This is a genomic window from Sorangium sp. So ce836 (assembly GCF_028553905.1).
GTDB lineage: Bacteria > Myxococcota_A > Polyangia > Polyangiales > Polyangiaceae > Sorangium > Sorangium cellulosum_D.
The window spans coordinates 3,600,792-3,626,088 of the sequence record NZ_CP102233.1 but is presented as its reverse complement, the minus strand read 5'-3'; the positions used below and the strand labels follow the sequence as shown (position 1 = coordinate 3,626,088).

Annotated in this window: 24 protein-coding genes and 1 pseudogene; 13 read left to right on the top strand and 12 right to left on the bottom strand. The window is 70.0% G+C overall.

Annotated features, from left to right (window positions below; all coding sequences use genetic code 11):
• Window positions 1-243: 243 nt before the first annotated feature.
• A complete protein-coding gene (locus NQZ70_RS13330) occupies window positions 244-1,113 on the top strand; it encodes a formate/nitrite transporter family protein (RefSeq protein WP_129574556.1) in 870 nt (289 codons plus the stop codon).
• Window positions 1,114-1,443: 330 nt separating this feature from the next.
• On the opposite strand, the gene NQZ70_RS13325 is transcribed toward NQZ70_RS13330, so the two are convergent.
• On the bottom strand, window positions 1,444-1,650 hold the full coding sequence (locus NQZ70_RS13325) for a hypothetical protein (RefSeq protein WP_129574555.1): 207 nt from the start codon (window positions 1,648-1,650) through the stop codon (window positions 1,444-1,446).
• A 293-nt stretch (window positions 1,651-1,943) separates the two neighbouring features.
• Here NQZ70_RS13325 and NQZ70_RS13320 point away from each other — a divergent pair, with 293 nt between their 5' ends.
• Window positions 1,944-2,543, top strand: a complete 600-nt coding sequence (locus tag NQZ70_RS13320) for a hypothetical protein (protein ID WP_129574554.1) — start codon at window positions 1,944-1,946, stop codon at window positions 2,541-2,543.
• A 33-nt stretch (window positions 2,544-2,576) separates the two neighbouring features.
• On the opposite strand, the gene NQZ70_RS13315 is transcribed toward NQZ70_RS13320, so the two are convergent.
• Window positions 2,577-2,759, bottom strand: coding sequence for a hypothetical protein (locus NQZ70_RS13315; protein WP_129574553.1), 183 nt, complete (start codon window positions 2,757-2,759; stop codon window positions 2,577-2,579).
• A gap of 216 nt (window positions 2,760-2,975) precedes the next feature.
• On the opposite strand from NQZ70_RS13315, the pseudogene NQZ70_RS13310 reads away from it, so the two are divergent.
• The 4 genes and pseudogenes from NQZ70_RS13310 to NQZ70_RS13295 all read left to right on the top strand — a co-directional run.
• Window positions 2,976-3,196: pseudogene (locus tag NQZ70_RS13310) on the top strand (JAB domain-containing protein); the annotation flags it as partial.
• A gap of 77 nt (window positions 3,197-3,273) precedes the next feature.
• On the top strand, window positions 3,274-3,552 hold the full coding sequence (locus tag NQZ70_RS13305) for a MoaD/ThiS family protein (RefSeq protein ID WP_207217829.1): 279 nt from the start codon (window positions 3,274-3,276) through the stop codon (window positions 3,550-3,552).
• A 1-nt stretch (window position 3,553) separates the two neighbouring features.
• The gene (locus NQZ70_RS13300) at window positions 3,554-4,729 is read left to right on the top strand and encodes a hypothetical protein (protein ID WP_129574552.1); all 1,176 of its coding nucleotides are present in this window, start codon (window positions 3,554-3,556) and stop codon (window positions 4,727-4,729) included.
• Window positions 4,730-4,843: 114 nt separating this feature from the next.
• Window positions 4,844-5,131 carry a hypothetical protein gene (locus tag NQZ70_RS13295; protein WP_207217828.1) on the top strand — a complete coding sequence of 96 codons (288 nt, stop codon included), beginning with the start codon at window positions 4,844-4,846 and terminating at the stop codon, window positions 5,129-5,131.
• Between the two features lie 7 nt (window positions 5,132-5,138).
• Here NQZ70_RS13295 and NQZ70_RS13290 read toward each other — a convergent pair whose 3' ends face one another.
• The 4 genes from NQZ70_RS13290 to NQZ70_RS13275 are packed head-to-tail and all read right to left on the bottom strand — an operon-like array spanning window position 5,139 to window position 8,460.
• Window positions 5,139-7,115: an ATP-dependent DNA helicase RecQ gene (locus NQZ70_RS13290; protein WP_237245282.1), complete on the bottom strand. Its 1,977-nt coding sequence runs from the start codon at window positions 7,113-7,115 to the stop codon at window positions 5,139-5,141.
• Window position 7,116: 1 nt separating this feature from the next.
• A complete protein-coding gene (locus tag NQZ70_RS13285) occupies window positions 7,117-7,425 on the bottom strand; it encodes a hypothetical protein (protein WP_129574550.1) in 309 nt (102 codons plus the stop codon).
• A complete protein-coding gene (locus tag NQZ70_RS13280; RefSeq protein ID WP_129574549.1) occupies window positions 7,422-7,739 on the bottom strand; it encodes a DUF1330 domain-containing protein in 318 nt (105 codons plus the stop codon). The genes NQZ70_RS13285 and NQZ70_RS13280 overlap by 4 nt, the downstream gene beginning before the upstream one ends.
• Window positions 7,729-8,460, bottom strand: coding sequence for an SDR family NAD(P)-dependent oxidoreductase (locus NQZ70_RS13275; protein WP_129574548.1), 732 nt, complete (start codon window positions 8,458-8,460; stop codon window positions 7,729-7,731). The genes NQZ70_RS13280 and NQZ70_RS13275 overlap by 11 nt, the downstream gene beginning before the upstream one ends.
• A gap of 108 nt (window positions 8,461-8,568) precedes the next feature.
• Here NQZ70_RS13275 and NQZ70_RS13270 point away from each other — a divergent pair, with 108 nt between their 5' ends.
• Window positions 8,569-9,504 (top strand): LysR family transcriptional regulator, encoded by a 936-nt coding sequence (locus NQZ70_RS13270; protein WP_129574547.1) that lies wholly within the window; start codon window positions 8,569-8,571, stop codon window positions 9,502-9,504.
• A 24-nt stretch (window positions 9,505-9,528) separates the two neighbouring features.
• Here NQZ70_RS13270 and NQZ70_RS13265 read toward each other — a convergent pair whose 3' ends face one another.
• Together NQZ70_RS13265 and NQZ70_RS13260 are read right to left on the bottom strand one after the other, a co-directional pair.
• Window positions 9,529-10,785 carry a VCBS repeat-containing protein gene (locus NQZ70_RS13265; protein WP_129574546.1) on the bottom strand — a complete coding sequence of 419 codons (1,257 nt, stop codon included), beginning with the start codon at window positions 10,783-10,785 and terminating at the stop codon, window positions 9,529-9,531.
• 108 nt (window positions 10,786-10,893) lie between these two features.
• The gene (locus NQZ70_RS13260) at window positions 10,894-11,796 is read right to left on the bottom strand and encodes a LysR family transcriptional regulator (RefSeq protein ID WP_129574545.1); all 903 of its coding nucleotides are present in this window, start codon (window positions 11,794-11,796) and stop codon (window positions 10,894-10,896) included.
• Window positions 11,797-11,939: 143 nt separating this feature from the next.
• Between NQZ70_RS13260 and NQZ70_RS13255 the strand changes: the two genes are divergently transcribed.
• Window positions 11,940-12,719, top strand: coding sequence for an NAD(P)H-dependent oxidoreductase (locus NQZ70_RS13255; RefSeq protein ID WP_129574544.1), 780 nt, complete (start codon window positions 11,940-11,942; stop codon window positions 12,717-12,719).
• 34 nt (window positions 12,720-12,753) lie between these two features.
• On the opposite strand, the gene NQZ70_RS13250 is transcribed toward NQZ70_RS13255, so the two are convergent.
• The 4 genes from NQZ70_RS13250 to NQZ70_RS13235 all read right to left on the bottom strand — a co-directional run bounded on the left by NQZ70_RS13250 (window position 12,754) and on the right by NQZ70_RS13235 (window position 18,279).
• The gene (locus NQZ70_RS13250; protein WP_129574543.1) at window positions 12,754-13,827 is read right to left on the bottom strand and encodes a cyclase family protein; all 1,074 of its coding nucleotides are present in this window, start codon (window positions 13,825-13,827) and stop codon (window positions 12,754-12,756) included.
• Window positions 13,828-14,029: 202 nt separating this feature from the next.
• Complete coding sequence (locus tag NQZ70_RS13245) at window positions 14,030-15,313, bottom strand: PAS domain-containing protein (protein ID WP_129574542.1); 1,284 nt, start codon at window positions 15,311-15,313, stop codon at window positions 14,030-14,032.
• A 198-nt stretch (window positions 15,314-15,511) separates the two neighbouring features.
• Window positions 15,512-17,389 (bottom strand): hypothetical protein, encoded by a 1,878-nt coding sequence (locus tag NQZ70_RS13240; RefSeq protein ID WP_129574541.1) that lies wholly within the window; start codon window positions 17,387-17,389, stop codon window positions 15,512-15,514.
• Entirely contained in the window at window positions 17,389-18,279 is an 891-nt protein-coding gene (locus NQZ70_RS13235; protein WP_129574540.1) for a hypothetical protein, read from the bottom strand. The genes NQZ70_RS13240 and NQZ70_RS13235 overlap by 1 nt, the downstream gene beginning before the upstream one ends.
• Before the next feature lie 456 nt (window positions 18,280-18,735).
• Between NQZ70_RS13235 and NQZ70_RS13230 the strand changes: the two genes are divergently transcribed.
• The 5 genes from NQZ70_RS13230 (at window position 18,736) to NQZ70_RS13210 (ending at window position 25,102) form a co-directional block, all read left to right on the top strand.
• Entirely contained in the window at window positions 18,736-19,425 is a 690-nt protein-coding gene (locus NQZ70_RS13230; RefSeq protein ID WP_129574539.1) for a hypothetical protein, read from the top strand.
• A 449-nt stretch (window positions 19,426-19,874) separates the two neighbouring features.
• Window positions 19,875-20,828 (top strand): LysR family transcriptional regulator, encoded by a 954-nt coding sequence (locus tag NQZ70_RS13225; protein ID WP_237245281.1) that lies wholly within the window; start codon window positions 19,875-19,877, stop codon window positions 20,826-20,828.
• A 529-nt stretch (window positions 20,829-21,357) separates the two neighbouring features.
• Window positions 21,358-22,656: a trypsin-like serine protease gene (locus NQZ70_RS13220; RefSeq protein WP_129574537.1), complete on the top strand. Its 1,299-nt coding sequence runs from the start codon at window positions 21,358-21,360 to the stop codon at window positions 22,654-22,656.
• Between the two features lie 137 nt (window positions 22,657-22,793).
• Window positions 22,794-23,291 (top strand): VOC family protein, encoded by a 498-nt coding sequence (locus NQZ70_RS13215; RefSeq protein ID WP_129574536.1) that lies wholly within the window; start codon window positions 22,794-22,796, stop codon window positions 23,289-23,291.
• A gap of 797 nt (window positions 23,292-24,088) precedes the next feature.
• Complete coding sequence (locus tag NQZ70_RS13210; RefSeq protein WP_237245280.1) at window positions 24,089-25,102, top strand: alpha/beta hydrolase; 1,014 nt, start codon at window positions 24,089-24,091, stop codon at window positions 25,100-25,102.
• Window positions 25,103-25,297 lie beyond the last annotated feature (195 nt).

Here is a 25,297-nt window from a genome sequence, read left to right as displayed (position 1 = left end):
CCGCCCTCAAGCTCGCCTCTCGATAAATCACACTTCGATCATCGACGGAAACATCGCCGAAACGCAGCCACGTCTACACTCCGCGGCACGTCGTAGAAGCTCGATCGCCCCGGCACACGCCAGGGCGATCCGTGCGCGCTGCCGCCAGGCCGCGCCGGCCAGCGCGGCGCGGCCAGCCAGGGGCGGGCGCGCCAAGCTCGAGTCCTCTCGCCAGTCACGTCTTCACGGAGGAAAGCCAAGCTTATGTCCTATTTGGCGCCGACAGAATTTGTCACCAAGATGGTCGACGCGGGCGAATCCAAGGTCTTCATGTCGACCCGGGACACGTTGATCCGAGCCTACATGGCCGGCGCGCTGCTCGCGCTCGCCGCCGTCTTCGCGGTGATGGTCACCCAGCAGACGGGCTATCCGATCATCGGCGCGATGCTGTTCCCGGTCGGCTTCTGCATGCTGTACCTGCTGGGCTTCGATCTGCTCACGGGTGTGTTCGTGCTGTCGCCGCTGGCGCTGATCGATCGCCGCAAGGGCGTCACCCTGGGCGGCGTCCTGCGCAACTGGGGCCTGGTCTTCACAGGCAACTTCGCCGGCGCCGTCACCGTCGCCGTGATGATGGCGGTCGTCTTCACCTTCGGCTTCTCCACGGAGCCCAGCGCCGTCGGCAAGGCCATCTCCGGCATCGGCGAGGCGCGCACGCTCGGCTACAAGGAGTATGGCGCCGCCGGCATGCTGACGCTCTTCGTGCGCGGCGTGCTCTGCAACTGGATGGTATCGACCGGCGTGGTCGGCGCGATGATCTCCAACACCGTCGGCGGCAAGGTGACGGCGATGTGGATGCCCATCATGCTGTTCTTCGCGATGACGTTCGAGCACTCCGTGGTGAACATGTTCCTGTTCCCGTCGGCCATGCTCATGGGCGGCAAATTCTCGATCATGGACTACATCGTGTGGAACGAGATCCCGACCGTCGTCGGCAACATGCTGGGCGGCATCACCTTCACGGGCCTCACCCTGTACGCCACCCACCTCAAGACCGCCCCCAAGCTCGTCCCCGCCGCCAGGGAGCGCGAGCTCCCCGCCGAGCCGCTCCGCGCCTCCGCCAGCTCCGCCTCCTGACGCGCCCGCGAGCAAGCGGCCCTCGCGCTCGGGGCCATCGCGGTGCGCACCGGCGGCGGCACGGGCTACACGCTGCGCATCCCGCACCGCGCCGAGCACGACGACGGCGCGAAGCTCGAGATCGAGAGCGGCAACGAGCCGCCGCCGCAGATCTGCTTTCGCTCGTACGCGCTACCAGCGCCGCTTCCTCGAGCTGACCCCGAAGCCGGCCAAGGCCGCGTAGATCCGCTTCCGCCCTCTCCGGATCGAACAGCAGCCCGAGCGTGGCGCCCGGCGCGACGAACAGCACCGGGGCGACCAGCGAACGTGTCGGGTTCTTCTGCGCGAACGTCAGGACTCCACCGCGAGCAGCGCGCCGCAGCGACCGGCCCGGTCGTCGGTGGTCGCCGCCGAGCTCGGCTGCAGCCGCCCACCCGGAGCAGAGCCGGCGGCCTTGGCGAGCGCCTGGTTGAAGGCCGCGTATTCGGCCCAGAGCTCCTTCTGCGCGGCCGCGGCGAGGGCGGGTTCGTCATGGTGGATCAGCATCATGAATCGCATGTCGTTGGCTCCTCCGGCGCACCATCTGCGCCTCATCGTGTATCGCGTCGGCCTCCGATCGTGCGACATGATCACACCTTGTCGGCAGAATCTCGTCTGCGTCCGCAACAGAGATCCCGGCACACGGAAGGGCGCATGTATCCCACCGTATTTCGTCTTTCCGCTGCGTATCGACGGTTGTCCGATCGCTGGTTGATCACTCGAAGCGGGCCCCCTTGACCTGGCGTGCGCCGCCGCGTAACCATCGCCTCCGGTGGCTCCCGAGTGGAGCGTGGGTTCTCCAGGAGATGGTCATGCAAATATATTACTTGATCCCGCTCGTGTTGATAGCGGCTGGTTTCGCGTACTCGATGTACGTCCGCAAGAAGGTCATGGCCGAGGCCGCCAACATGACCCCGGAGCAGATCGAGCAACGATTCAGCGACCTGTACGCTCCGCATTACGAGCTCCAGCCCGGCGAGCGCATCATCGGCAACTGGAGCGGAGTCGAGTACCAGGCGCCCACCGGCACGGCCCGCCGCGTCGCCGGCGGAGTCCTCAACGCCGCATCTGCCGCCGTGATCGGCGTCTCCACCTACGTTCCCAACGTCCACGTCGGCCTCACCAACACGGGCCGCGTCCTCGTCTCTCGCGAGTACAGCGACTTCGGCAAACGCGGCAACTACAGGCACCACGCCGCCCTCGATCAGGGCACCCGCGCCTTCAACCAAGACGCGACGTATCCCGGCCAAGACATCGGCTCCCGCCCCGGCAACCCCTTCAACCCTCTCGTGAGCCTCGAGTTCATCCAGCTCCGTTCGCCGAGCGGCGACATCTACGAAGCTTGGCTGTCCCCGCAGGGCAGCCGCCACGGCCAGCACGGGTTCTGCTCGATCTTGCAGTCGCTCGGTTGAGCGCAGCGAGCGGGGCGACGCTGACCAGACCACTCATCCCGTTTCACCTGGCCGGCCCCACTCGACTTCGTCGGTCCAGTTGACCCCAATCAGCCAGCGCTTGAGCGTCGGCCACCGCTCGATCAGCGACTCGTTCGTGCGCTCCAGCACCGCCCGCGCCAGCTTCGCCTGGTGCACGCTCCTCCGCGCGAGCAGCTTGCGCCGCCGATCACGCATCTCTCACAGGTTGGCCGCCGTGAACTGGAGCTTCCGCAGGCAGCGATCGACGATCGCGATCGATGCGAGAGCGCCGATCGCTCGGCGCCCTCGGGTAGTGCGCTTGGGGCCGGGGTAACGCGCTTGAGGCCGGGGTAAGAGGGATGTGGACGGTGGTGGCTACCGCCGCCACGAGCTCCCCACGGTCGACCCTCATCGCCTCTCCGCCCTCGCCGCCGCCAGGCGTGGTACTTCGGCCCGAGCCTGGCGTCCCTGGTCCACGAGGAGCTCTGGATCGCGGCGCTCGATATCCACGGCTGCGTCCGCGAGACGCGCCTGCTCGCCCGCGGTTCCGGCGACGCCCTCTACGTCGGCCGCTCCACCGTCCTGCGCACGGCGCTGGACATGGCCGCCCACGGCTCCGTCCTGGCCCATACCACCCCAGCGGCGACCCGACGTCGAAGGCGCCTTCTACGGCCCAGTCGCCGTGAAACCAATTGACGCGCGACAGCGCCGGGGGTACGGCAAGCCCACCATGCCGTCTGTCCACCTGACGCGCCATCTCTACACCTTCTTCCCGCACCTCGAAGGTCAAACCATCGTCGTCGCGGCGTCGACAGCGGGTGAGGTCGTCGCGGCGCTGGAGAGGCTCGCGCCCGGCATCGGCTTCTACATCTGCGACGAGCGCGGCCGCTTGCGGACGCACGTCAACATCTTCGTCGGCAAGCAGATGATCCGCGACCGTAAGGGGCTCACGGACGCAGTCGCTGCCGACGACGAGGTCCACATTCTGCAAGCATTGAGCGGAGGATGAGATGGCAAGTCGTATCCTGTTAGGCACGCGCAAAGGTACGTTTGTCGTCGAGAAGCAGAGCGGCTCGTGGAAGCCGCGCCTCGCGGGCCATGCCGGCGGCGGCGTCAACTATGTCGCGCGCGACCCCTATACGGGCAAGCTATGGGCGCTGCTCGGCTTCGGCCATTGGGGAGCCAAGCTGTCCGTCTCCACCGACGAGGGCGAGACCTGGAATGACAACCCCGCCCAGATCAAGTACCCCGAGGGCGCTCGCTACATCGGCCAGGACATGTACGAAGACGCAGGCAGCGAGTTCGGTGCCGGCTTCAAGCTCGTCACGCGCCCGGCCACGGTGCAGAAGCTCTGGATCATCGGCTTCGGCCCCGGCGGCGCGGTCTACGTGGGCACCATCCCTGGTGGCTTGTTCGTCAGCCGCGACGGCGGCGGCTCCTTCGAGCTCAACCGGCCGCTCTGGAACCACGAGTCACGCGGCGGCGATCTCTTCACCGGCGAGGGCAGAGGCGAGACGAAATGGTTCGGCACGCCGGCCTCCGAGGGGGGCGATTTCGCCCCGGGCATCCACTCCGTCGTGGTGGACCCGCGCAACCCGAAGCGAATGCTCGTGGCCGTGTCCACGGCCGGCGTCATCGAAACCGAGGACGGCGGAGAGAGCTGGCGACCGCGCAACAAGGGCATGCTGCTCGATCACACGCCCGAGCCAGACGCCGAGTGGGGCCACGATACGCATTACATCGAGCAATGCGAGGGCGATCCCGACCATGTCTGGCAGCAGAATCACGTGGGTATCTACTACAGCAGCGACGGCGCGAAGAGCTGGCGCAAGGTGAGCCGCCCAGAACAAGGCGTGCACTTCGGCTTCCCCATCACCGCGGACGCGAAGGACGGACGCACGGCGTGGGTCGTGCCCGGAAAGTCGGACATGCAGCGAATGACCGTCGACGGCGCGCTCTTCGTGGCCCGCACGACGGACGGCGGTGAGACCTGGGCGCAGCTCCGCCGCGGTCTGCCCCAGGAGCAGGCCTACGACGTCATCTACCGCCACGCGCTCGCCAACAAGGACGGCGCCGTGGCTTTCGGCACCACCACGGGCAACCTCTACGTGAGCGATGACGGCGGAGAGGGGTGGACGGCGGTCGCCAACAACCTGCCGCCCATCTATTCAGTACGCTTCGCCTGACAGGTTGGTTGCTCGGGGGAAGCGAAACGGTCTACCCTCGTTCCGCGACAGCATTCGGCGCGCGCTCCGGCGCCGGTGACGAGCGAGGCGATCCGCTGGCCGGAAGGCTGCAGCGTGTGCGCGAGGCCGGCGACTCGCGGCATCGAGGCGAAGGCGCACGACGGCCAAACCGGGACCAACGTGGCCGTCGCCGCGGCCGGGCTCGCGCTCGGAGGCATCGCGGTGCGCACCGGCGGCGGCACGAGCTACACGCTGCGCATCCCGCACTGCGCCGAGCACGACGACGGCGCGACGCTCGAGATCAAGAGCGGCAACGAGCCGCCGCTGCCGATCCGCTTTCGCTCGTACGCCTACCAGCGCCGCTTCCGCCAGCTGAACCCGAAGCCGGCGAAGGCCGCGTAGATCCGCTTCAGCCCTTCACGTTCGCGCCGGCGAGGACGGGGAGCCCGGCGCACCAGTCGAGCACCTCGGAGAACCGGCGAGCGACCAGGACGCCGAAGAGCGAATGGCGCGCGAGCTTGGCCTGGGTGGTCGCCGGGCTCGAGAGGCCGCAGAGGAAGCGCGCCGCCTGGCGAGGGTGACCCAGGGCGCCCCCGTGCGCCGCGCGCAGCGCCGTGAACGCGGTGACGTCGAGCCCCGCCGGCATCTGCGGCGCGCGCGGCGGCTCCGGCAGCCTCAGGGCGACCCGGGTGCGGCAGAAGGTGCAACGCCCGCACGCGGCGTCGAGGCGCTCGCCGAAGTACTCGGCCAGCGCGGCGGCGTGACAGCGCTCCGCGGTGAACAGCTCGATCACCTGCCGCACGCGCGCGATCTCCGCCTCCTCGCGCCTCGCGAACCGCGCGAGGAGCTCGCCGACGAGGGCGGGCGCGTCGTCCGGCGGCGCGACGCGCACGAAGCGGTGCCGCAGGTCCGACGCCTTCAGCTCCGCGAGCCCCTGCCGCTCGAGGTACTCGAGCGCGCGCACCACCCGCTCGCGCGGCTGGTCCAGCGCGGCGGCGGCGGCGGCCGGATCGATCGCATACAGGACTCGCCCCCTCTTCGCATGGCCGAAGAGCGCTTCGAGGAACCGCGCCGGCTCGCCCTTCACCGTCGCGACGACCTCCTCGAGCTTGCGGTGGAGCCGCACCTCGTAGCCGGCGTAGAACGGCGTGAGCTGCCGGACCGCGCCCATCAGCTCGAGGTAGGTCAGCGCGGTGCGGAGCACGAGCGGCCGGACGTCGTGGCGCGCCGACAGCGCGTGCAGGCCGATCTCCACCTGGGGCGCGTCGAGCACGGCGCCGACCACCCCGTGGAGCGCCTCCGCGGTCGGCGTATCGCCATAGGCGAAGTTCTCGAGGACCGGCAGATCGTCGCCGCACACGAAGAGCTCGACCGCCGAGGGCGCCTGATCCCTGCCCGCGCGACCGATCTCCTGGCTATAACTCTCCAGGCTCTTCGGGAGATTGTAATGGTCGACATAACGCACGTCGGCCTTGTCGATCCCCATCCCGAACGCGATGGTGGCGACCACGACGCCGCGGTCGCTCTGCATCCAGTCGTCCTGCACGCGCGCGCGCTCCGCCGCGTCCATCCCGGCGTGGTAGGCGCGCGCCGGCAGCCCCGCCGACGCGATCTGCTCGGCCACGTGCTCGGCGGTCTTCTGGAGCGTGACGTAGACGATGGTGGAGCCGGGCGGCCGGGATCTCAGGCGCTCGATCAGGATCCGGTCGCGCGCGGGCGCGCTCACCGCCGTCGCGCGGATCTCGAGGTTCGGCCGGTAGAAGCCGGTGACGACCGCGTGCTCCTCGCGGATGCCGAACGTGGCGCAGACGTCGCGCACGACCCCGGGCGTCGCGGTGGCCGTCAGCGCGAGCACGCGCGGCACGCCGAGCGCCCGGGCGGTGTCCGCGAGCCTCAAGTAGTCGGGGCGGAAGTTGTGCCCCCATTCCGAGATGCAGTGGGCCTCGTCCACCGCGAACAGGGCGATCTTGAGCTCTTTCAGCAGCGCCATGAAGCGCTCGCTCACGAACCGCTCGGGGGCGACATAGAGCAGCTTCGTCTTGCCCGAGCGCAGGTCCCTATGCGCCTCCGCCGCCTCGTCGGCCGACAGCGACGAGTCGAGCCGGACCGCGGCGATGCCGCGCGCCGTGAGGAAATCGATCTGATCCTTCATCAGCGCGATCAGCGGAGAGATGACGATCGTGACCCCGTCGAGGAGCAGCGCGGGGAGCTGATAGCAGAGCGATTTGCCGCCGCCGGTCGGGAAGACCGCGAGCGCGCTGTGGCCCGAGAGCAGGGCATCCATGACCGCGCGCTGGCCTGGGCGGAGATCGCGGAACCCGAACCGCGCCTCGAGCACGTCGAGCAGATCCGGGCGGGGGAGCGTCGGCTGGTCCAAGGGGCGCATCCTACACATCCTTCGCGCCGAGGGGGGTCCTGCCCCGCTTCCGTGGGCACCCCCGGAGGCACCGGCTCCTGAGCGGCCCCGCCGTGCGAGCTCGTCGAGGGTCGTCGAGGTGCAGCGCCGCCGCGCCGGCGCCGAGCTCCTCGAACACGACGAGATCGATGCCGTCGGCCCAGAGATCGAATACCTCGGGCAGCGCCTGGAGGCGCCGGGCTCCCGGCGGCGCGATGGATCGACGCGGCGCACCTCCGTAGGCTCGCCCGGCGCCGGTGGCGCGACGCTCAGCGCCCTCGCCTCGCGACGCGCGGCTCACGCCGCCGTCGCTTCGAACTCGCCGAGGATGAAGGTCGCCGCGACCGCCGGCTCGAAGAGCTCGGCGCGCACGGCGCGGTACCGCGCGTCGGCGAAGAACCGCTCGCGCGCCGCGCGGTCGGGGAACAGGAGGGTGAAGACGCGGTTGATGCCCGCTTCCCCCTTCAGCACCCGCGCCACGACGAAATCGTGGCCGAAGGCGCCGCCGTGGGACGACAGGATCGGCGTCATGCCGGCGCGGTAGCGGGCGTAGGACGCCTCGTCCGCGATCTGGAGCCCCACCAGGAGCACGTGCTGTCGGCCGTCAGCGCCCATGAGAGTAGCCTCCATCGACGTCGAGCGTCGTGCCTGTCACGAAGCCGGCCCTGGCCAGGAACAGCGCCGCTTCCGTCGTGTCCCGCACCTCGCCGACGCGCTGCAGCGGGTGGATCGAGGCCAGCGAATCCGCACCTTCGCCGATGAGCGGCGTGCGGATGACGCCGGGCGCCAGCGTGTTCACGCGGATGTTGTGGCCGGCGAGCTCGGCGGCCAGCGAGACGGTGAGCGCGTGGACGCCGCCTTTGCTGGCCATGGCGGCCGAGGCCGGCATCCGCGCCATGGCCTGCTGGACGAGCACCGTGCCGACATTGATGATCGAGCCCCCGCCGCCCTCGATCATCAGCGGCACCGCCGCCTGCGTCATCAGGAACGTCCCCTTCACGTTGGTGGCGAAGAACCGCTCCAGGTCGTCCTCCGTGCTCTCGAGGAACGGCTTCACGCCGAAGATCCCGGCGTTGTTGATCAGCACGTCGACGCCGCCGAAGCGCTCGCGCGCGGCGGCGGCGACGGCCCGCGCCGTGGCCCGATCGCCCACGTCGCCCGGCACGGCCACGACGCGCGCGCCGCCGTCGAGGCTCCGCCACGCCCGCTCGAGCTTCTCCGGGTCGCGCCCGTTCACGACGACGCTCGATCCCTCGGCCAGGAAGCGCCGCGCGAGGTCGAGGCCGATACCGCTGCTGGCGCCTGTGATGATGACGCGATCGATTCTGGTGGACATGGAGTGTCGCTCCTTTCGCGTCGACAACCTAGGACCGCCCCTCGAACCAAGAAAGTGGTATGTTTCTATGGTCTCCATAACTCCAGGTTCTGATCCTGCGGGGCCGCCATGACCTACGATCAGCTCGTCGCCTTCCTCGCCGTCGCGGGCGAGGGCACGTTCAGCGCCGCCTCCGCGCGGCTGCACAAGTCCCAGCCGGCCGTGAGCAAGCTGGTGCGCAACCTCGAGCGCGAGCTGGGGGTCGAGCTGTTCGATCGTCGGGAGTACCGCGCCACGCTCACCGACGCCGGCCGCCTGTTCCACGAGCGCGCCGCGGCCGTCATCGAGGGCACCGAGGCGCTGCGCAGCTTCGGCATGCGCCTCTCGGGCAAGGCGGAGCCGATCGTGCGGCTCGCCGTCGACGCGGTGACGCCGCTCGGCCCCATCATGGACATCTTCCGGCGAGCGCAGGCGCGTCATCCCCTGGTGCGCATCGAGCTCGGCACCGAGCGGCTGGCGGGCACCGCCGACGCGCTGCGCGAGGACCGCGCCGATCTCGCCGTCGCCACGAAGCTCGGGATCGACGCGTCCGCGGTGGAGATCGCGCGCTTCTGCGGCGTGCGGGTGATCCCGGTGGCGCGCTTCGATCACCCCCTGGCGACCTGCGGCGCGCCGATCCCGCCCGCGCTGCTGCGGGCGCACGCGCAGATCATCCTGCGCGACAGCGCCAGGGGGAGCGCCTCGCCGCCCCTGAACGTGCTGGGGGGCGGCCTGCGCTGGACGGTCACCGACGTCGCCGCGAAGAAGGAGATCCTCCTCGCGGGCATGGGCTGGGGCGGGCTGCCCGAGCACGTGGCCGCCGGCGCGCTGGCGACGGGCGAGCTCGTGGCGCTGCAGGTCCCCGAGTTCGAGGCCGACACCATGGAGCTGTTCGTGATACGCCGCCGAGACCGCCCGCACGGCGTCGTCGCGCAGGCGCTCTGGGAGGAGCTGCGGCGCTGCGGCCCCGGCGCAGGGGCGCCGGCGGCGGCGGGAAAGGCCCCGCGCCGCCGGAGGAAGGCTTGAGGGTCTATCACCGTGATCGGTGTCCTAGCGTTGTAGGAAGACGAAAGCGCCCTTCTTGTTCGAGATGACGATGTCCGGCCGACCGTCTCCGTTACCGTCCGCGACCGTGAGCTGGGTGCCTACCCCCGAATCGTCGTCGATGAGAACGGGCTGGAAGTCGATGCGTTCCGCCGCTCGCGCCTGCTCGAACCAGTAGAGCCGGGCCGGCGCGTCGAAGTCCGGCATGCCGGCAGGCACATGACCCCAAAAGCGCTCGCCGCTCACGAGGTCCTGGAGCCGGTCACCGTCGATGTCGGCGTGAGCGAGCGCGTGCGGCTCGTGCATGAACACGCTCGACGCGGCATCGGGCGAGGTCCCCGGAACGACGACGTGCTCCACGAACGCGGTGCCGGCCACGTTTGGAACCTGCTCGAACCAGGAGAGCCCGTAGCCGTGAGCGGCCAGCGTGGTCGCTATGTCCGCGTCCCCGTCGCCGTCCACGTCGATCACCAGCATCTGCGCTCCCCCGGCACCGAACGGCTGCTCGACGCGCGTGAACGGCAAGCCGTCGGGCGACTCCGGGCTCCGCGTGAAGTAGCCGCTCGCCTCGACCAAGTCGATTGCGCCGTCCCCGTTGACGTCGCCTGCACCGAGGCCGTGCGTGAACGCGCCGTACCCCCGATTCTCGGTGAGCGCCCGGAAGACCCACGGCTCGGTCGGGTCCACGCCGGGCGACGACGTTCCGAGCACGCCCCCCGACATATGAACGAGCTCGGGCACGCCGTCGCCGGTGATGTCGGCGAACAGGGGCGACTCGTTGTCGATCGGCCACGGCAGCGTGTCGTGACGAGCCCAGAGCGCGTCGCCGTCGCGCGGGTTCTGGTACCAAGCCGCGGGCGCCCCCGGAAAGCCGACGACGAGGACGTCGGTGAAGCCGTCGTGGTCGAAGTCGTAGGGGAACTCGAAAAAGCAATCCGAGTAGCCGTGCGGATCGAAGGCTTCCCTCGGCCATACGGGATGGCTCGTGCCATACCCCGGACCCTCGTACCAATCCGGGCCCGCGATGACATCCGTCACCCCGTCGCGATTGAAGTCCGCAAAGCTCGCCCCCTCGCAGTAGAACTCGCGGTGCAGCGTGATCTTCACGAAGCGCGCGTCGAGGGCGGCCTCACGCGGGAGCGGTGGGGGCGCGGTGACGGTGCCCGCGGGCGGCGCGTCGGTGCCCGCGTCGACGGGCGCGCGCGAGGATTCGGCCGCGCAGGCGATCATCAAGGCGAGCGGTGTGCAGCACAATAACCCCATTCCCGAAGCCATCTCCGAGCGCTTAGCACGTCGTGGCCTCCTCGAGAACGTGCTCGCCGCACGCAACGCCGGCGACGGGTCGGACGAGCCGAATTGGCGCCGCTCGCGTCAAACGCCCGCCGCGAACGATCGCACCCGGTCCCGGAACCAGGTGAGCGCCGGGTGCCTGGCCGTCCTGTCGTGCCAGACCATGGCGATCGCAAAGCCAGGTACCGGGACCGGGGGCGTGAGGATCTGGAGCCGGCCGGCGCGGTCGCGCGCGATGCGCTCGGGGACGAGCGCCGCCATGTCCGAGCGCGCCACGATCTCCGGCACCATCAGGAACGACGGCACGGACAGGACCACGCGCCGCTCGCGCCCGTGCGCGGCGAGCGCGGCGTCGGTCGCGCCCGCGAAGCCGCCGCCGCGCGGGCTCACCACCACATGGTCGAGCGCGCAGAGCTGGTCGAGGCTGATGGCGCGCGACACAAGCGGGTGCTTGCGGCGGACGATGACGACATAGCGCTCGTCGAGCACCTTCCTGCTTCGCAGGCGCTCGGGCGCGGTCTCGGGCGTCATGAAGGCGAGGTCCACCTCGCCGCGCTCCGCCTGATCCGCGAGCTGGGCGCCGTCGAGCGCCCGCCACGCGAGCCGCACCCCCGGCGCCTCGCGCCGGAGCTGGAACGCGAGCGGCATCAGCAGCGCATACTGCACATAATCGGACGCGGCGACCGCGACCGTGAGCGCGGCGGTCTCCGGGTCGAAGCCGGCGCCGGCGGCGAGCACGGCGCGCACGCCCTCCAGCGCCTCGTGCAGCGGGGCTTGCAGCTCCAGCGCGCGCCGCGTGGGCGTCATGCCGCGCTGCGCGGGGAGCAGCAGCGGATCGCCGACGATCTCGCGCAGCCGCTGGAGCTGGGCGGACAGCGCCGGCTGGCTGAGGTTGAGCCGCCTGGCGGCCCTCGTCACGTTGCGCTCGGCGAGCAGCACGTCGAGCGCGACGAGCAGGTTCAGGTCGAGGCGGCTGGTATCCACCGAAGCGATAGCAGCACAGAAGAACCGCGATTTCAATGATGCCTGGGAGAGGCGTAGTGTTCGATGCGTCGACCCGGCCGCGCCCGGGAGGCCCGGGGCCCCACCGCGCGCGCCGACGAACACGCCCTCGGAAAGGACATGCCATGAACATCCTCATCGTCTACGCGCATCCCGAGCCGCGCTCGTTGAACGGCGCGCTCCGCGACCGGATGGTCGCGACGCTCACCGCCGCCGGGCACGAGGTGCTCGTCTCCGATCTCTATGCGCAACGCTGGAAGGCGGCGCTCGACGGCGCCGATTTCCCGGCCGAGCCCGGAGGCGCCCGCCTGCGCCTCATCGACGCCTCCCACCGCGCGTTCGCCGAAGGGACGCAGACACCGGACGTGGTCGAGGAGCAGCGGCGCCTCCTCTGGGCGGACGCCGTTATCCTCCAGTTCCCGCTCTGGTGGTTCTCCATGCCGGCGATCCTGAAGGGCTGGGTCGAGCGCGTGTTCGCGCACGGCTTCGCCTACGGCGTCGGCGAGCACTCGGACCGGCGCTGGGGCGACCGCTACGGCGAGGGCGTGTTCGCCGGCAAGCGCGCCATGCTCGTGCTCACCGCCGGCGGCTGGGCCGACCACTACGCGGAGCGCGGCATCAACGGGCCGATCGACGACCTGCTGTTCCCGATCCAGCACGGGATCCTCTTCTACCCCGGCTTCTCGGTGCTGGATCCGTTCGTCGTCTACCGCGCCGAGCGGGTGGACGAGGCGCGCTTCCAAACGATCGCGGCCGACCTCGACCGCCGCCTCGCGGGGCTGTTCACCGAGCGGCCGATCGCCTACCGGCCGCAGAACCACGGCGACTATGAGATCCCGTCGATGAGGCTGAAGGACGGGCTCGGCGGGACGGGACAGCAGGGCTTGCGGCTGCACCGGGCCTGAGCAGGCCCGGCCTGGCTCCCGCGCGCCGCTCCGCTCACCGGATCGCGAGCGGAATCCCGGGCGAGCCGGACGCGCCCCGGAGGGGCAGCGGGCTGTAGACGTAGAAGAACTCGTACGGGCTCTTGTGGCCGTGCGGCCGCTCCTGGAGCTCTTCGGCCAGATCCGCGGCAAGCTCCGAGAGCACCATCGCCTCCTGCATGAAGATTCCGCTCTTCACCAGCAGGTGATGGTGCACCGGGAAGACCACCCCCGGCGCGACCGGAGGCTTCGGCGGGGTGACCTCGATGCCGAAGTTGTCCGACCCGACGCAGGCGATCCCCTTCGAGGAGAGCCACTTCGCGACCTCGAGCCCGATCCCCGGCTGGGCCATCCCCACGCCCGGCTGCGTGTAATACCCCTCGGTGCCGAGCTCCCAGTTCTCCTCCCAGCCCGTGAAGATCAGCACGACATCGCCGACGCCGATGTCGCCCGCGTCCATCTTCTGCGCGCGCAGCGTCTTCATCACCATGGCCAGCGTGATCTCCTGGCCCCACGCGAGCGTCTGCCCGCCGTTCGCGTGGCGCTTGACGTCGAGGAGCACGCCGCGCGTGACGAGGGGCTTCACGTTCTCGACGCCGAGGTGCGCGAGCCCGTCTTCGGTCATGACCTCGGCGCCCGTGAACTGGTTGTAGAACAGCGCGTCGGCGGGGTCCGAGCTCCCGGGCGGGATGTAGCCGAAGTGCCCAAGCGCGTCGAACTGCGTCCCCATCTGGCCGAACTCCCCGTGCATCACCTCGGAGTTCGTGACCTGCTGCGCTATCAGCGACATCGGCCCGGCCTCCAGGGAGAGCCCCTGGTTGCCGGGGAACGTCGCCATACCCGGCTCGTAGACGTGGCCGAGGCGATAGACCTTGCCCTTCTTGATCAGGCGCTTCCCATCGAGGACCTTGTCGGGCGTCTGCGTGTTGGAGGCGCCCGCCTCGTCGTCAGGGCCCCACGGCGAGGGGCCAGGCACCGGATCATACCCAACCAGCGTCGGCACGCCGCGAGCCAGCGCCGCGCCTCCGATAAGGCTGACGGCCATGGTCGCCACGATCGCGCCCCGTAACGGCATCACTCCAGGCTTCATCGACAACCTCCTGGGCTACATCGCACGTTGTACCGACAGCGCCCCGCGCTCCCATCACGGGCGCGGACGCGCGTCCTCCACATCGTACACCGTCAGGGGCGCTGGAGAACCGCTCTTCTGCGGTGCGCGCGCGCTCCGCCGGCGCCGTGGAGGCTTTGCGCGCACGCGCGACCACCCGGCCTCACGGTGGGAGCGCGCTCGGTCAGGAGCGGCGCCGGGCGCGGAGCGCGTAGGCGATGCCGCTCTCCAGGGTCCCTTTTGTCACGATGCCGCTCAGATCCGCGCCCGCCATCGTGAGCGTCTGCGCGATCTGCGGCTTGATCCCGGTGAGCACGACCCGGGTGCCGAGCAGCCCCGCGGCCCGGGCCGCGCCGACGAGCGACTGCGCCACGTGCGCGTCGACGCCCTTCACCCCGGTGATGTCGAGGATCGCGATCCTGGCCTTCCGGGCGGCGATCCCTTCGAGCAGCGTCGTCAGGATCTGCTCGGCGCGCGCGGGGTCGACGGTCCCGACGATCGGCATCGCGACGACGCCGCGCGCCAGGGGCAAGAGCGGCGTGATGAGCTCCTGGATCGTCGCCTGCTGCATCTCGATGAGCCGCCGCTGCATCTCCGCGCGCTCGGCCTCGGCCTGCTTGGTCCGGCTGATATCCACCGACACCGTCCCGACCGCGTAGAGCTTCCCCTCGGCGTCGCGGATGGGGAACTTCGTCGACAGGTAGTTGCGCGGACCGTCCGGATAGACGAGCACGTGCTCGGAGGCGCCCGGCTGCCCCGCGGCTGCGATCTCGTCATTGGCCTTTCGTATCGAGGCGGACGCCGCCGGCGGGAGGAGGTCGTAGACGACCTTTCCGAGCAGCTCCTCGCGGCTCATCCCGTAATAGGACTCGATCTCGCGGTTCACGAGGAGGAGCCGGCCCTCGACGTCCACCGCGACCATCATCGACGGTGTGTATTCGAGGAACGCATGGAGCAGGCTCTCGCTCCTCTCGAGCATCTGCTCCGTATGCTTGTGCGCGGTGATGTCGTGCGCCGACCCCAGCATCCGGCGCCCCGATCCCTCCGGATCGCGGCCGAGCGCGACGCCTCGCTCGAGGAACCAGCGAAAGCCCCCGTCACGGCCGCGCGCGCGGTACTCCACCGTCGCCTGCTCCCCGCTCTCCGAGGCGGCCACGCGAGCCCGGTACCCCTCGATACGGCCGATATCGTCCGGATGGAACATCGAGGACAGGCCGTCGCCGCGGAGCGGGCCCGCCGCCGCGCCGATGTTCCCTCCGGCGAGCTCGGCGAGCTCCCGGTTCCAGTAGACGTACCGCCGCTCCTCGAGATCGAGGACGTAAACGAGGCTGGGCAGCGCGTCGACCAAGCGCCCCGGGAAGCCGCGGTCGGCCTCCAGCTCGGCGTTGCGGGCGCGCAGGCGCTGCACTTCCCTCCGCAACGCATCCAGCTCCGCCTCCAGCGCCACGGTCTTCTGCTGCTCGCTCATCGCCTCCCGGGGGATTTTATCCCAGATCCGTACTGCGATGGATCACAATTTTCCTCGAAGCACAGAGTTTCGCGAGCAGCGCTGGCGCGCACGGCGCACAGTCTGGGGAAATTCAATCGTTGCTGAGACATCGATCCCATCGATCACATCAATCACATCGATTCCCAGCTGCGCGACCTGCCCGGGGCTGGCAGAGCCTCATTTCGGATCGAGGAAGTCGCACGCGGTGAGGTTGCGCCCGTGGGTCCAGCGAAAGCTCGCCATCCATCCGTCGAGCACGCCGCGCGCATAGGGATCGCCGTAGGCCTGGATGAACACGATCGACCCCGTACCGGCGCAGATGGGGATGAGCACGAGCCGGAGCTCCACCCACGTACCGCTGACCCGCCACGTCCGCTCGATACCCGCGCCGAGCGCCGTCGCCACCGGGCCGCCGCCGAGCGCCTCGACGCGCATGGAGAGCGCGGCGACCTCGCGGGCGAACGACTCCTGCACCTCGCCGAAGGTCTTCTCGTTCTCGACGTCGCTGGTGATGCGCGTGGACACCGACATTCCGCCGCGCACCAGCGTGTCGGGCCGCTCGATCACGAAGTCGACATCGCCGCCCAGGCGGCCGAGCATCCCCGGCGGCACGCGGCCGACGAGGTCGAGCCATTCGTTGCGGTACACGTCGCCGTCGAGGCGGCCCGGCTCCGGCTCGGGGAGGCGGACGCGCGGCGGGATCGGGAGATCGGCGAGCGGCGTGGGGACCGGCTCCGGTCCGGCGAGCGTGAAGAGGTGCGACGCGAGCGCGGCCTCGGCGCGCTCGGGAACGCCGCGCACGAAGGCGACGAGCTTGCCCCGACGGCGGACGGCGATGTTGGCGCCGATGGTGTAGTCGCCGCGCTCGAGGCCGAGCGCGTTCTCCCGCCAGCAGGCCGCGCTCCGGCCGAGCGTGGCCTCGATCTCCTCCGCGTCCTTCTCGGTGTCCCACGCGCTGATCCACGCCGTCGCGAGGCGCCGATCCGGCCCGACGAACACGCCGAAGCGATCGCCCGCCCAGCCCGCGGCCGCGCGCTCGGCGACGTCCGGGTCGACGCAGCGCTCGAGGAGGACGCGCGTGCTGAGCTCTCCGAGCGTGTCGGCGGTGGACAGCGCGTACCCCGGCGGCGGCCTCGGATCGGCGAACGGCCGCGGGGGCTCGCCCGCGAGGTATTTCTCGGGGTGCAGCACCTGCTCGGTGCTGCGCGGGAAGCGCGTGTACATCTTGTCGACGAGCGGGAACCCGCCGGCGCGGTACACGTCGGTGACCAGCAGCATCCCGTCGCGGTAGGGGAACTCGAGGCGCTTGCGCGTCAGGTCGAGCGCCCTGTCGAGCTTGGTGCTCGCCTCGCCGCGCGTGACGCTCGCGAGCGGGACGCGCTTCGTCACCTCCACGATCCGCCGCAGCGTGCGCCCCACCGGCGCGCCGGCCTCGGCGCCGAGCCACGCGCCCATGGCCACCATCGCGTCGCCCTCGATGAGCGCGAGCTGCGCGATGGCCTCGTCCGCGCTCGTCGCCTCGGGCGGGCGGGAAAAGCGCTGCGCCTGGAGCGCGTGCTGCACCTCGTGCGCGAGCACCGCGCGCTGCTCGAGCAGCTCGTCCTCGGACGCGAGGGGCACGTCGGGGATGAAGACCTTGTCGGTCGCGCGGCTGTAGAAGCCGACGACCTGCTCCTCCAGCACCTCGTCGACGGTGGAGAGCCCGCCGCGCTCTCCAGGCTGCGGGAGGAAGTCGAAGCCGAGCAGAAACGCGGCCTCGGAGCTGAGCGCGTCGCCCGGCGAGGGCTCCGCGTCGCGGCCGCCGAGCAGGCGCTCCACGAAGCGCGCGCGGTCGAGCCGCTCGACGGCGACCGGCCTCCGCGGCGCGAGCTGCCGCGCGGCGCTCACCGCGCGCACGACGTCCTCGATGGCGCCGTCGTCGAGCGTGAACGTCCTCCGCGGCGCCGACGCCGCGCGCTGCTCGGGCCCGCGCGGGGGGCCCGCGGGCGTCGCGCCGTGGCTGCAGCCCGCGCCGAGCGCGAGCGCGAGGAGCCCGCGGAGCCGGCGCGGGCGCATCAGAACTCGCCCAGCCAGTAGCGCGGCTCGACCCGCGCCGCCTTGCCGGCCGGCCTCGCGTCGCGCTGCTCGAGCGAGACCGACGTGCCCGACGTCGCCATGAGCACGATGCCGCCGATGAGCCCCACGCCGCCGCCGATGGCCATGCCGAGGCCCGGGGTCGAGATCCCGCTGTCCTCCGAGCCGGAGTCGTCGATGGATGAGCTCGTGGAGCTCACGAGCAGGAAGGTGCCTCCCAGGACCGCGGCGGTGGTGCCCAGGATGGTCAGCCAGAACCCGGCGGTGTGGCGCCCGTAGCTGCCGGGATCGACGTGGAGCGTGACGTCGCCCGTCATCTGCGCGAGCGTGAACGGCTCCGGCGGCGGCATGTCCTCCGGAGAGAGCGAGAACTTGCGCCCGTCGCTGCCGTCGATCACCTTGTCGCACGGCGAGACGCAGACGGGCCGGATCTTCTTGACGGCAAAGCCGTAGCCGCCGTAGGCGCCGTACGTCGTGGAGGCTTCCTCGAGCACCCGCACGGGCGTCGGGCTGTCGACATGCAGCCGCACCACGCCGGGCGCGCCGAGCGTCGGCTCAGGGGCCGGGACCGGCTGCGGCGGCGGTGCGGCGCCGTAGCCCGGCCCCGCAGCGCCGGGCTGCGCGGCGCTCTTCGGCGCGAACTTTCCGCGCTCCACGTCCGACACCTGGGACCAGGGGATGACGCGCACCTCCTTCTCGCCCAGCTCGATGATCTTCACGCTCTCCCCGGGCTCGGACGCGACGACGGTGCCCCGGACCGTGCCGCCGTTCTTGAGCGTGACTTCGTCCTCTCCGTCGGCAGCGCGGGCGCTCGCGCTGAGCAGCAGCGAAACAGCGGTCAACGTCGCGATGATCGGGAACCGATGGCGCATGAAGGCTCCTGTAGCGTAGGTCACGCAAAGGTCGCCGAATCCAGGATCCACCGTCAAGGGCGAAGGCGCGTCACGAACGTGCGCAGCGCGCGCGGCGCTCGCCGGCGCCGGCTGACGTGCGCGCGGACCGCACCCCGCGGACCGCGGGCGCGCGACACGGCGCCTTCCCTATGCAGGGCACTCCGCGCCGCTGGCACAGGAGCCGTAGTCACTCCCTATCGGGGCTATCGTGATCGCCATGAATCTCTCCGGAAGCGCCGATATCCAGCTCGTGCCGATGACCAGACGTGGACGGCGTTGCCCCAGTCGGCGCGCGCATCATAAAGATGCAGCTCGACGCGAACAGCGCGATGCTGCGTTGTTCCACGCTTCGAACGCGGCCGTTCCAGATCGCCGCCTGGCATCGCTCCGGGTGACGCGGCATGCTCCGGACGTGATTAATGATGTGGAGGCAGGATGAAGAAAAGGGAACTTGGCCATCAAATTGGTATCGTGGTCTGCGCGGGCGCCGCGCTCGGCCTCTCCTCGGCTTGCTCGATGGAAGGCGCGTCGGACGAGCCGCTCGAAGCGCTGGAGTCGCACGCGTCCGCGATCGTCGGCGACGAGGTCGTGCTCTACGAGCACTCGGACTTCTCCGGCGTCTCGCAGGGCTTCGGGGTCGGCCGCTACAACGTCGAGGACCTGACGATCATCGGCAACGACCGCACGAGCTCGATCAGGGTCCCCGCCGGGCTCCGGGCCACGGTCTTCTTCAACGCCAACTTCGAGGAGGGGGCGCACGTGTTCACCTCGGACACGGACCTCGTGGCCGCGGGCACGAACGGCGTGTCCGTGAGCGCGAACGACATCATCTCGAGCATCGTCGTCTCGCACGCCTCGGACCCGCAGCTGGACGTGGTGACCTTCTACGAGAACGCCAACTTCTCGGGCCAATCGTTCGTGTATAGCGTCGGCGGCAACTTCCTTTTCAACGGCCCATGGGACTTTCGGATCAGCTCCGTCCGCGTCCCCCCCGGCTTCAAGCTGACGCTCTACGACGGGTACTTCTGGACTTCGCCGGAGTCGCGCGTCCTCACGGCGGACGCGAACCTCGCTCCCCACGGCTTCGACGACAAGGCCCGAAGCTTCATCATCGAGCGCTTGTAGGCCAGCGCCAAGCTGCTGCCGCCCCCGCACGAGAACAACGCCCGGATGGCGGAGTGCGACAGCTTCTCCGCGTAGGCGTGGCCTCGCCGATTGCGGATGCGCGTCTCGACGCCCACGGCCCATTGTGAGTTGTCGACGTTGGACGCGCAACGCCACTTGCCCTGGATCACGTAGCGCGCTGGCTGCATCCGCCGAAAGAAGCCGGCGCGATGGAAGAATTGGCTCGCTGGCGCGATCGGATCGGTCCACTCGACACCATTTTCCGGATGGCCTCCGCTGGGGGCCATGAGCCACGTGTAGGGGGGCGGGGCCCAATGGCGCACGAGCTGCGCCTCCCGGATCGCCGGCGAGACCGGCGTCGTCGATGGCGGCCCACCGCGCGGATCGCTGTGAGGAGCGGCGCCACGCCGGCCCCGCCACGCTTAGGATCACGTCCGGAGTGTGCGAAGATGCCCGCGGCGGCGCCAGATGGCGTCCCGGAAAGGCCGCGTTCGAGGAGTGGTGCATTGAGGGAGCCCGATGATCTGTCAGGTCTGTCGATGTTCGTGCGCATCGTCGAGGAAGGCTCGCTCAGCGCAGCCGGCCGGGCGCTCGGCCTGCCCAAGGCGACCATCAGCCGCAACCTCGCGCTGCTCGAGAAGCGGCTCGGCGCGCCGCTCTTGATCCGCTCCACGCGCGCGCTCAGCCTGACGGATGCGGGCAGGCGCTTCTTCGACAGGGTCCAGCCCATCGTTCGAGACGCGCAGCAGGCGACCGCCGAGGTCAAGCGCCGCCATGCGGTCCCCTCCGGGCTGCTGCGCGTCACGGCGTCCGTCGCCTACGGCCAGGCGGCGATCGCGCCCCGCGTGTTCTCGTTCATGAGGCGTTATCCGGCGGTCCGCGTCGACCTGCACCTCGATGATGGGCGCGTCAACCTGGTCAACGACGGCTACGACCTGGCCGTCCGCATGGGGCCGATCGAGGACAGCGCGCTGATCAGCCACAAGCTGGCCGACATCGCGATGGTCATCGTCGCCTCGCCGAGCTGGCTGGAGCAGCACGGCGTGCCCCGGAGGCCCGCCGATCTCGCCCGGCACGCCGCCGTCGTCACGCGGCCCAACATCAGCCAGTGGAAGGTCGGCGGGGAGACCGTGCGCGTCCCCTGGCGCATGAGCACCAGCAACATGATCGTCACGCGGGACGCCGCGAGGGCCGGGCTGGGCATCGCTTTCGTACCCGAGTTCCTCGCGTCGCGCGACCTGGAGCGAGGATCGCTGGTACGCCTGCTCCCCGACGTCGAGCTGCCGGTGATGCAAGCGACCGCCCTGTATACCCGGGCCGCCCGCCAATCGGTCGCGCTGCGCACCTTGCTGGACGACCTCCTGGCCAGCCGGCCCATCGAGGTCGATGCCGCGCCGTCTTGACCCATTTCGCGACGGCCACGACCCGATGAGCGGATCACGACGACTCGGGGACGTACAAGGAAGGTCGGATCTGGATACCGCGATCGCCACGAATCTCGCCGGAATCACCCAACTCCAGCGTATGCCGACGGCCAGGCCGTGGCTGGCGCCGACCCATGCGGCGCGCCCATCATAAAGATGCAGCTCGATGCGAACAGCGGGATGCCGCCTCGTTCCACGCCTCGAACGCGGCCGTTCCAGATCGCCGCCTGGCATCGCTCCGGGTAACAAGGCATACTCTGGACGTGATTCTTGAGCGGTCGCGGGCGGATTTCGTACGCCCGCCTCCGGGCTTCCCGCTCCGGTGGTCCCTCCACCGCATTCGGCCCGGTGCGTCGTCGCTGAGCCGGGCATGCCGTCATCACTGGGCCTGTCGCGCTGATCGCTGACGAACGCTGGCTTGACCTCGACGGCGCTGGCAGCCGCCCGGCGGAGGCGGACTCCCTCGGAGCGAACGATCGTCTGAACAGAACCATGATGTAGAGGCAGAATGAAGAAGAGAGAACTTGGTCATCAGCTTTGTCTCGCGATGTGCGCGGGCGCCGCGCTCGGCCTCTCCACGGGCTGCTCGTTTGGAGGCGCGTCGGACGAGCCGCTCGAGGCGCTCGAGTCGCAGTCGTCCGAGATCGTCGGCGGCGAGGTCGCCGAGGCGAGCCCCTGGGCCGTCCAGGTCTTCGACGTGCGCGGGAGCACCGGCGACTTCTTCCAGTGCACCGGCACCCTCGTCGCGCCGCGCTGGGTGCTCACCGCGCAGCACTGCATCGCGGACGAGGGCGAGACGTCGGCGGTGCGCGTCGGCAGCAACACGTACCTCGCGGGCCAGCGCATCACGGTCGACGCCGTCGAGGTGCCCTCGGCCGTCGCCGACATCGTGCTGCTCCACCTGACCGAGGCCGCCAGCGGCCCGGTCGTCCAGCTGGCCGAGGCGACGTCGGTCGCGATCGGCAGCGACGCGACGGCTTACGGCTGGGGGAGCGAGGGCACGCCGCTGGTGATGGCGCCGTCGCTCAAGAAGGCGAGCATCCACATCGACAGCCGGTACTCCGACGAGGAGCTCCTGGCGACCGGCGTGACGGGCTCGGGCTGGAACGGCGACTCCGGCGGCCCGTGGTTCGTCGACGGGCGTCAGGTCGCCGTGTTCTCGGGCGTGAACGGGCAGGGCGGCACGAACCTGCACGCGAGGCAGCTCGGCGTCGACGTCGCGCGCCACCGCGCGTGGATCGACGCCACGATCGCCGGCGGCCCCACCGTCCACCCCAGCGGCCAGGTGGTGCTCTACGATCTCTCGAACTTCTCCGGCATCTCGCAGGGCTTCGGGATCGGCCGCCACGAGCTCTCGAATACGACGATCATCGGAGATGACCGCGCGAGCGCCATCAGGGTCCCCGCCGGGCTCCGGGTCACGGCCTTCATGCACCCCGACGCCGGGGGCGAGGCGCGCGTCTTCACCTCGGACACGGATCTCGTGGCCGCGGGCTTCGACAACACCATCTCGAGCATCGTCGTCGCGCACGCCACGGACCCGCAGCTGGACGTGGTCACCTTGTACGAGAACGCCAACTTCTCGGGCGCCTCGGTCGTGTACGGCATCGGCAACTCCCTCTTTTACAGCACCCCATGGGACCAGAGGGTCAGCTCCGTCCGCGTCCCCTCCGGCTTCAGCCTGACGCTCTACGACGGGCTCTGGCGATACTCGGCCGAGTCGCGCGTCTTCACGACGGACGTGACGAACCTCGCCACCCACAACTTCGACAACAAGACCCGGAGCTTCCTCATCGAGCGCTTGTAGGAGCGAGCGCGCGGAGCGGCCAGCGCGCCTCACCCCGGGCGCGCCGTCGCGCGCGCGGCCGAAGGCAGCCATGCCTTCGCCGCGGCGCGCGCGGCGGCATGCCCCCCGGCGGTCGGTTCTGGGCTACCGTGTTCGCCATGAACCTCGCCGGAATCGCCCATATCCAGCTCTCGGTCACCGACTTCCCGCGCAGCCGCGCGTTCTACCGCGCGCTGTGCGAGCACTTCGAGATGCAGTGCCAGTACGACGACCCGGGCAGCGAGGGCGAGCGGCCCATGCTGTATTACATCGGCGGAAAGACCGGCGTGCTGATCCGCCCCGTGAACCCGGAGCACGCGGGCGCCCGCTTTCACCAGTACAAGCCCGGCCTGCACCACCTGTGCTTCCGCGCCCGCAGCCGCGAGGACATCGACGCGTTCCACCGGTTCTTCGAGGGCACGCTGGCCGCGCTCGGCGGCACGCTCGTGCACGCGCCCGAGGAGGGCGCGTGGGCGTCCGGCTACTACTCGATCCTGTTCGAGGATCCGGACGGCATCCGGCTCGAGATCAACCACGTCCCCGGCAAGGGCAACCTGTCCGAGGGCGTCACGCTGCCGCTGCCTCCCGTCCGGGGAGGCGTGCCCGAGCAGGCGTGACGAGGCCCGCGACCTCGCTCCCCTCCCCCGCTCACGCCTGCAGCACCCGCAGCGATCCCCGCACGACTCCATAGCTGCCCTCGACCCGCTGACCGCACCCGCAGCCCGCGGGCCCGTGGCACGGCGCCTTCTCCGTGCAGGGCCCGAGGCCGGAGCTCCCTCACCAGCTCCGTTCCCCGCTCGACGCGGACCTCGCGCGCGCCGGCCGTCGTCGCGCGTCAGTTTTCGATTGACGCCCGCCATGTGAACGTTCACAAAAGCTGGGTTCGGCTTGGATGACATCAGGGCACGCTCCACGTGCGGAACGTCTGGCAACCACCTAGGCTCGATCGCCAGCCCCGCGAGCGAATGAGGCCATTCGCCCACGGGGTCAACCTACTCGGCGGCTGCCCGGAATGACGGCGTACGCGTGACGGCGATGAAGAGATCACGGATCATGTTCGTGCGCGCCGCTCCTGCGGCAGCAGTTTCGAAGCTGGCGCGGAGTTCCGGAGTCAGAAGAACGAGTCATCAAAGAACCGGATCGCCGAGGGCCTCCTGTCCATCAAGTACTGCGCTCGATAACAGCCGAGCTGACCGCGGTATGCAAGGTGGCGAGGATACTGCGGGCTCGGCGGGACCGGCGCGAGCTGCCCGGTAGGGGTGGTGAAGGGTTTATGGACCCCTACCGTAATTTTTCGATACGTGACACGGCCGGACATGGAGGGTAATGTATCCATATGAAGTCCATCAGTGCTTTCACGGGTGTGCGCCTTGCGTCGCTGTCGCTGATGTCATCGATAGCGATAGCAGTTTGTATGGCCATCGCGGCGTGCGGCGACCAGGCGAGCGGTCAAGGCGGCTCAGAGCAAGGCAGCGCCGGTTCGGCCGGCGCGGGCGGCGATCTCGGCGTTACCACCGGGAGCGGCGCGGGGAGCGGAAACGGCTCGGGGAGTGGCGGCGGCGCAGGAGGGATGAGCGGCGGCGCAGGAGGGATGGGCGGCGGCGCAGGAGGGATGGGCGGCGGCGCAGGAGGGATGAGCGGCGAGGCAGGAGGCGGCGGCGCAGGAGGGATGGGCGGTCCCACCCTGCCGCCGATCGCCGATTACTCGGACGAGGGCCCCTTCGATACAGTCGTGGAGCGGAACGTGGGGCCGAACGGAGCCTATACGGTGTTTAGGCCCGAACCCTTGGGTACGGACGGCTTCTTGCACGCTCCGATCATTTTCGGCCCCGGCATCGGCCAGCAGGTGGCGGTGCACACGACCATGCTGACGAACTTTGCTTCTCACGGTTTCGTGGTCGTCGGGTCCCCCGTCCTCAATGGCGGCCCCGGCGACGAGGGCAATCGCAAGAAGATGGAGGATGGTCTCAACTGGATCCTGGAGCAGAACGACGCGCCAGGCAAATACCAGGGCAAGCTCTACGTCGATCACGCGGTCTCGATGGGCTTCTCGGTCGGCGGCACCTCGGCCGTGCAACTCGGCGGTCACGAGGCGGTGGCCACTGTCGTCTCGATCCACGGCCACAGGGCCTCGGCCGACCTCCACGGCACGATGCTGCAGACGACTGGCACCCGGGATACTGTCGGCATGCCCCTCCAGCAGGCCACCTACGACATGTCCGAAGTGCCGACATTCCTGGCAACGCTGACGGGCGCGCCTCATCAATACATCGAGAGCGACGGCGGCGGCGAAGAGCGGCCCGCGATCGTCGCGTGGATGCGCTACTGGATCTACAACGACATGGGCGCGCGAGACTATTTCTTCGGCGATGATTGCGTGTTGTGCGAGCAGCCTTGGGAGAATCCCCAGCGCAAGAACTGGGAATGACCTCGCGTTGAAGGTGCTGGAGCGCCCGCTCCCCTCCGCGCCCCCGGCCCGGCTCCGGCCCGACCTTCGATCAGGGCTGCGACCTCGCTCACGCTGGCGCTGGCAACGTCGGCTCCGCCGACCCTCGAGGGCATCAAGCGTCCGCTGCCCGCGCGCGTCCCGGGGGGGCGCCATTCAAGTCACCCCCTCCCCCGC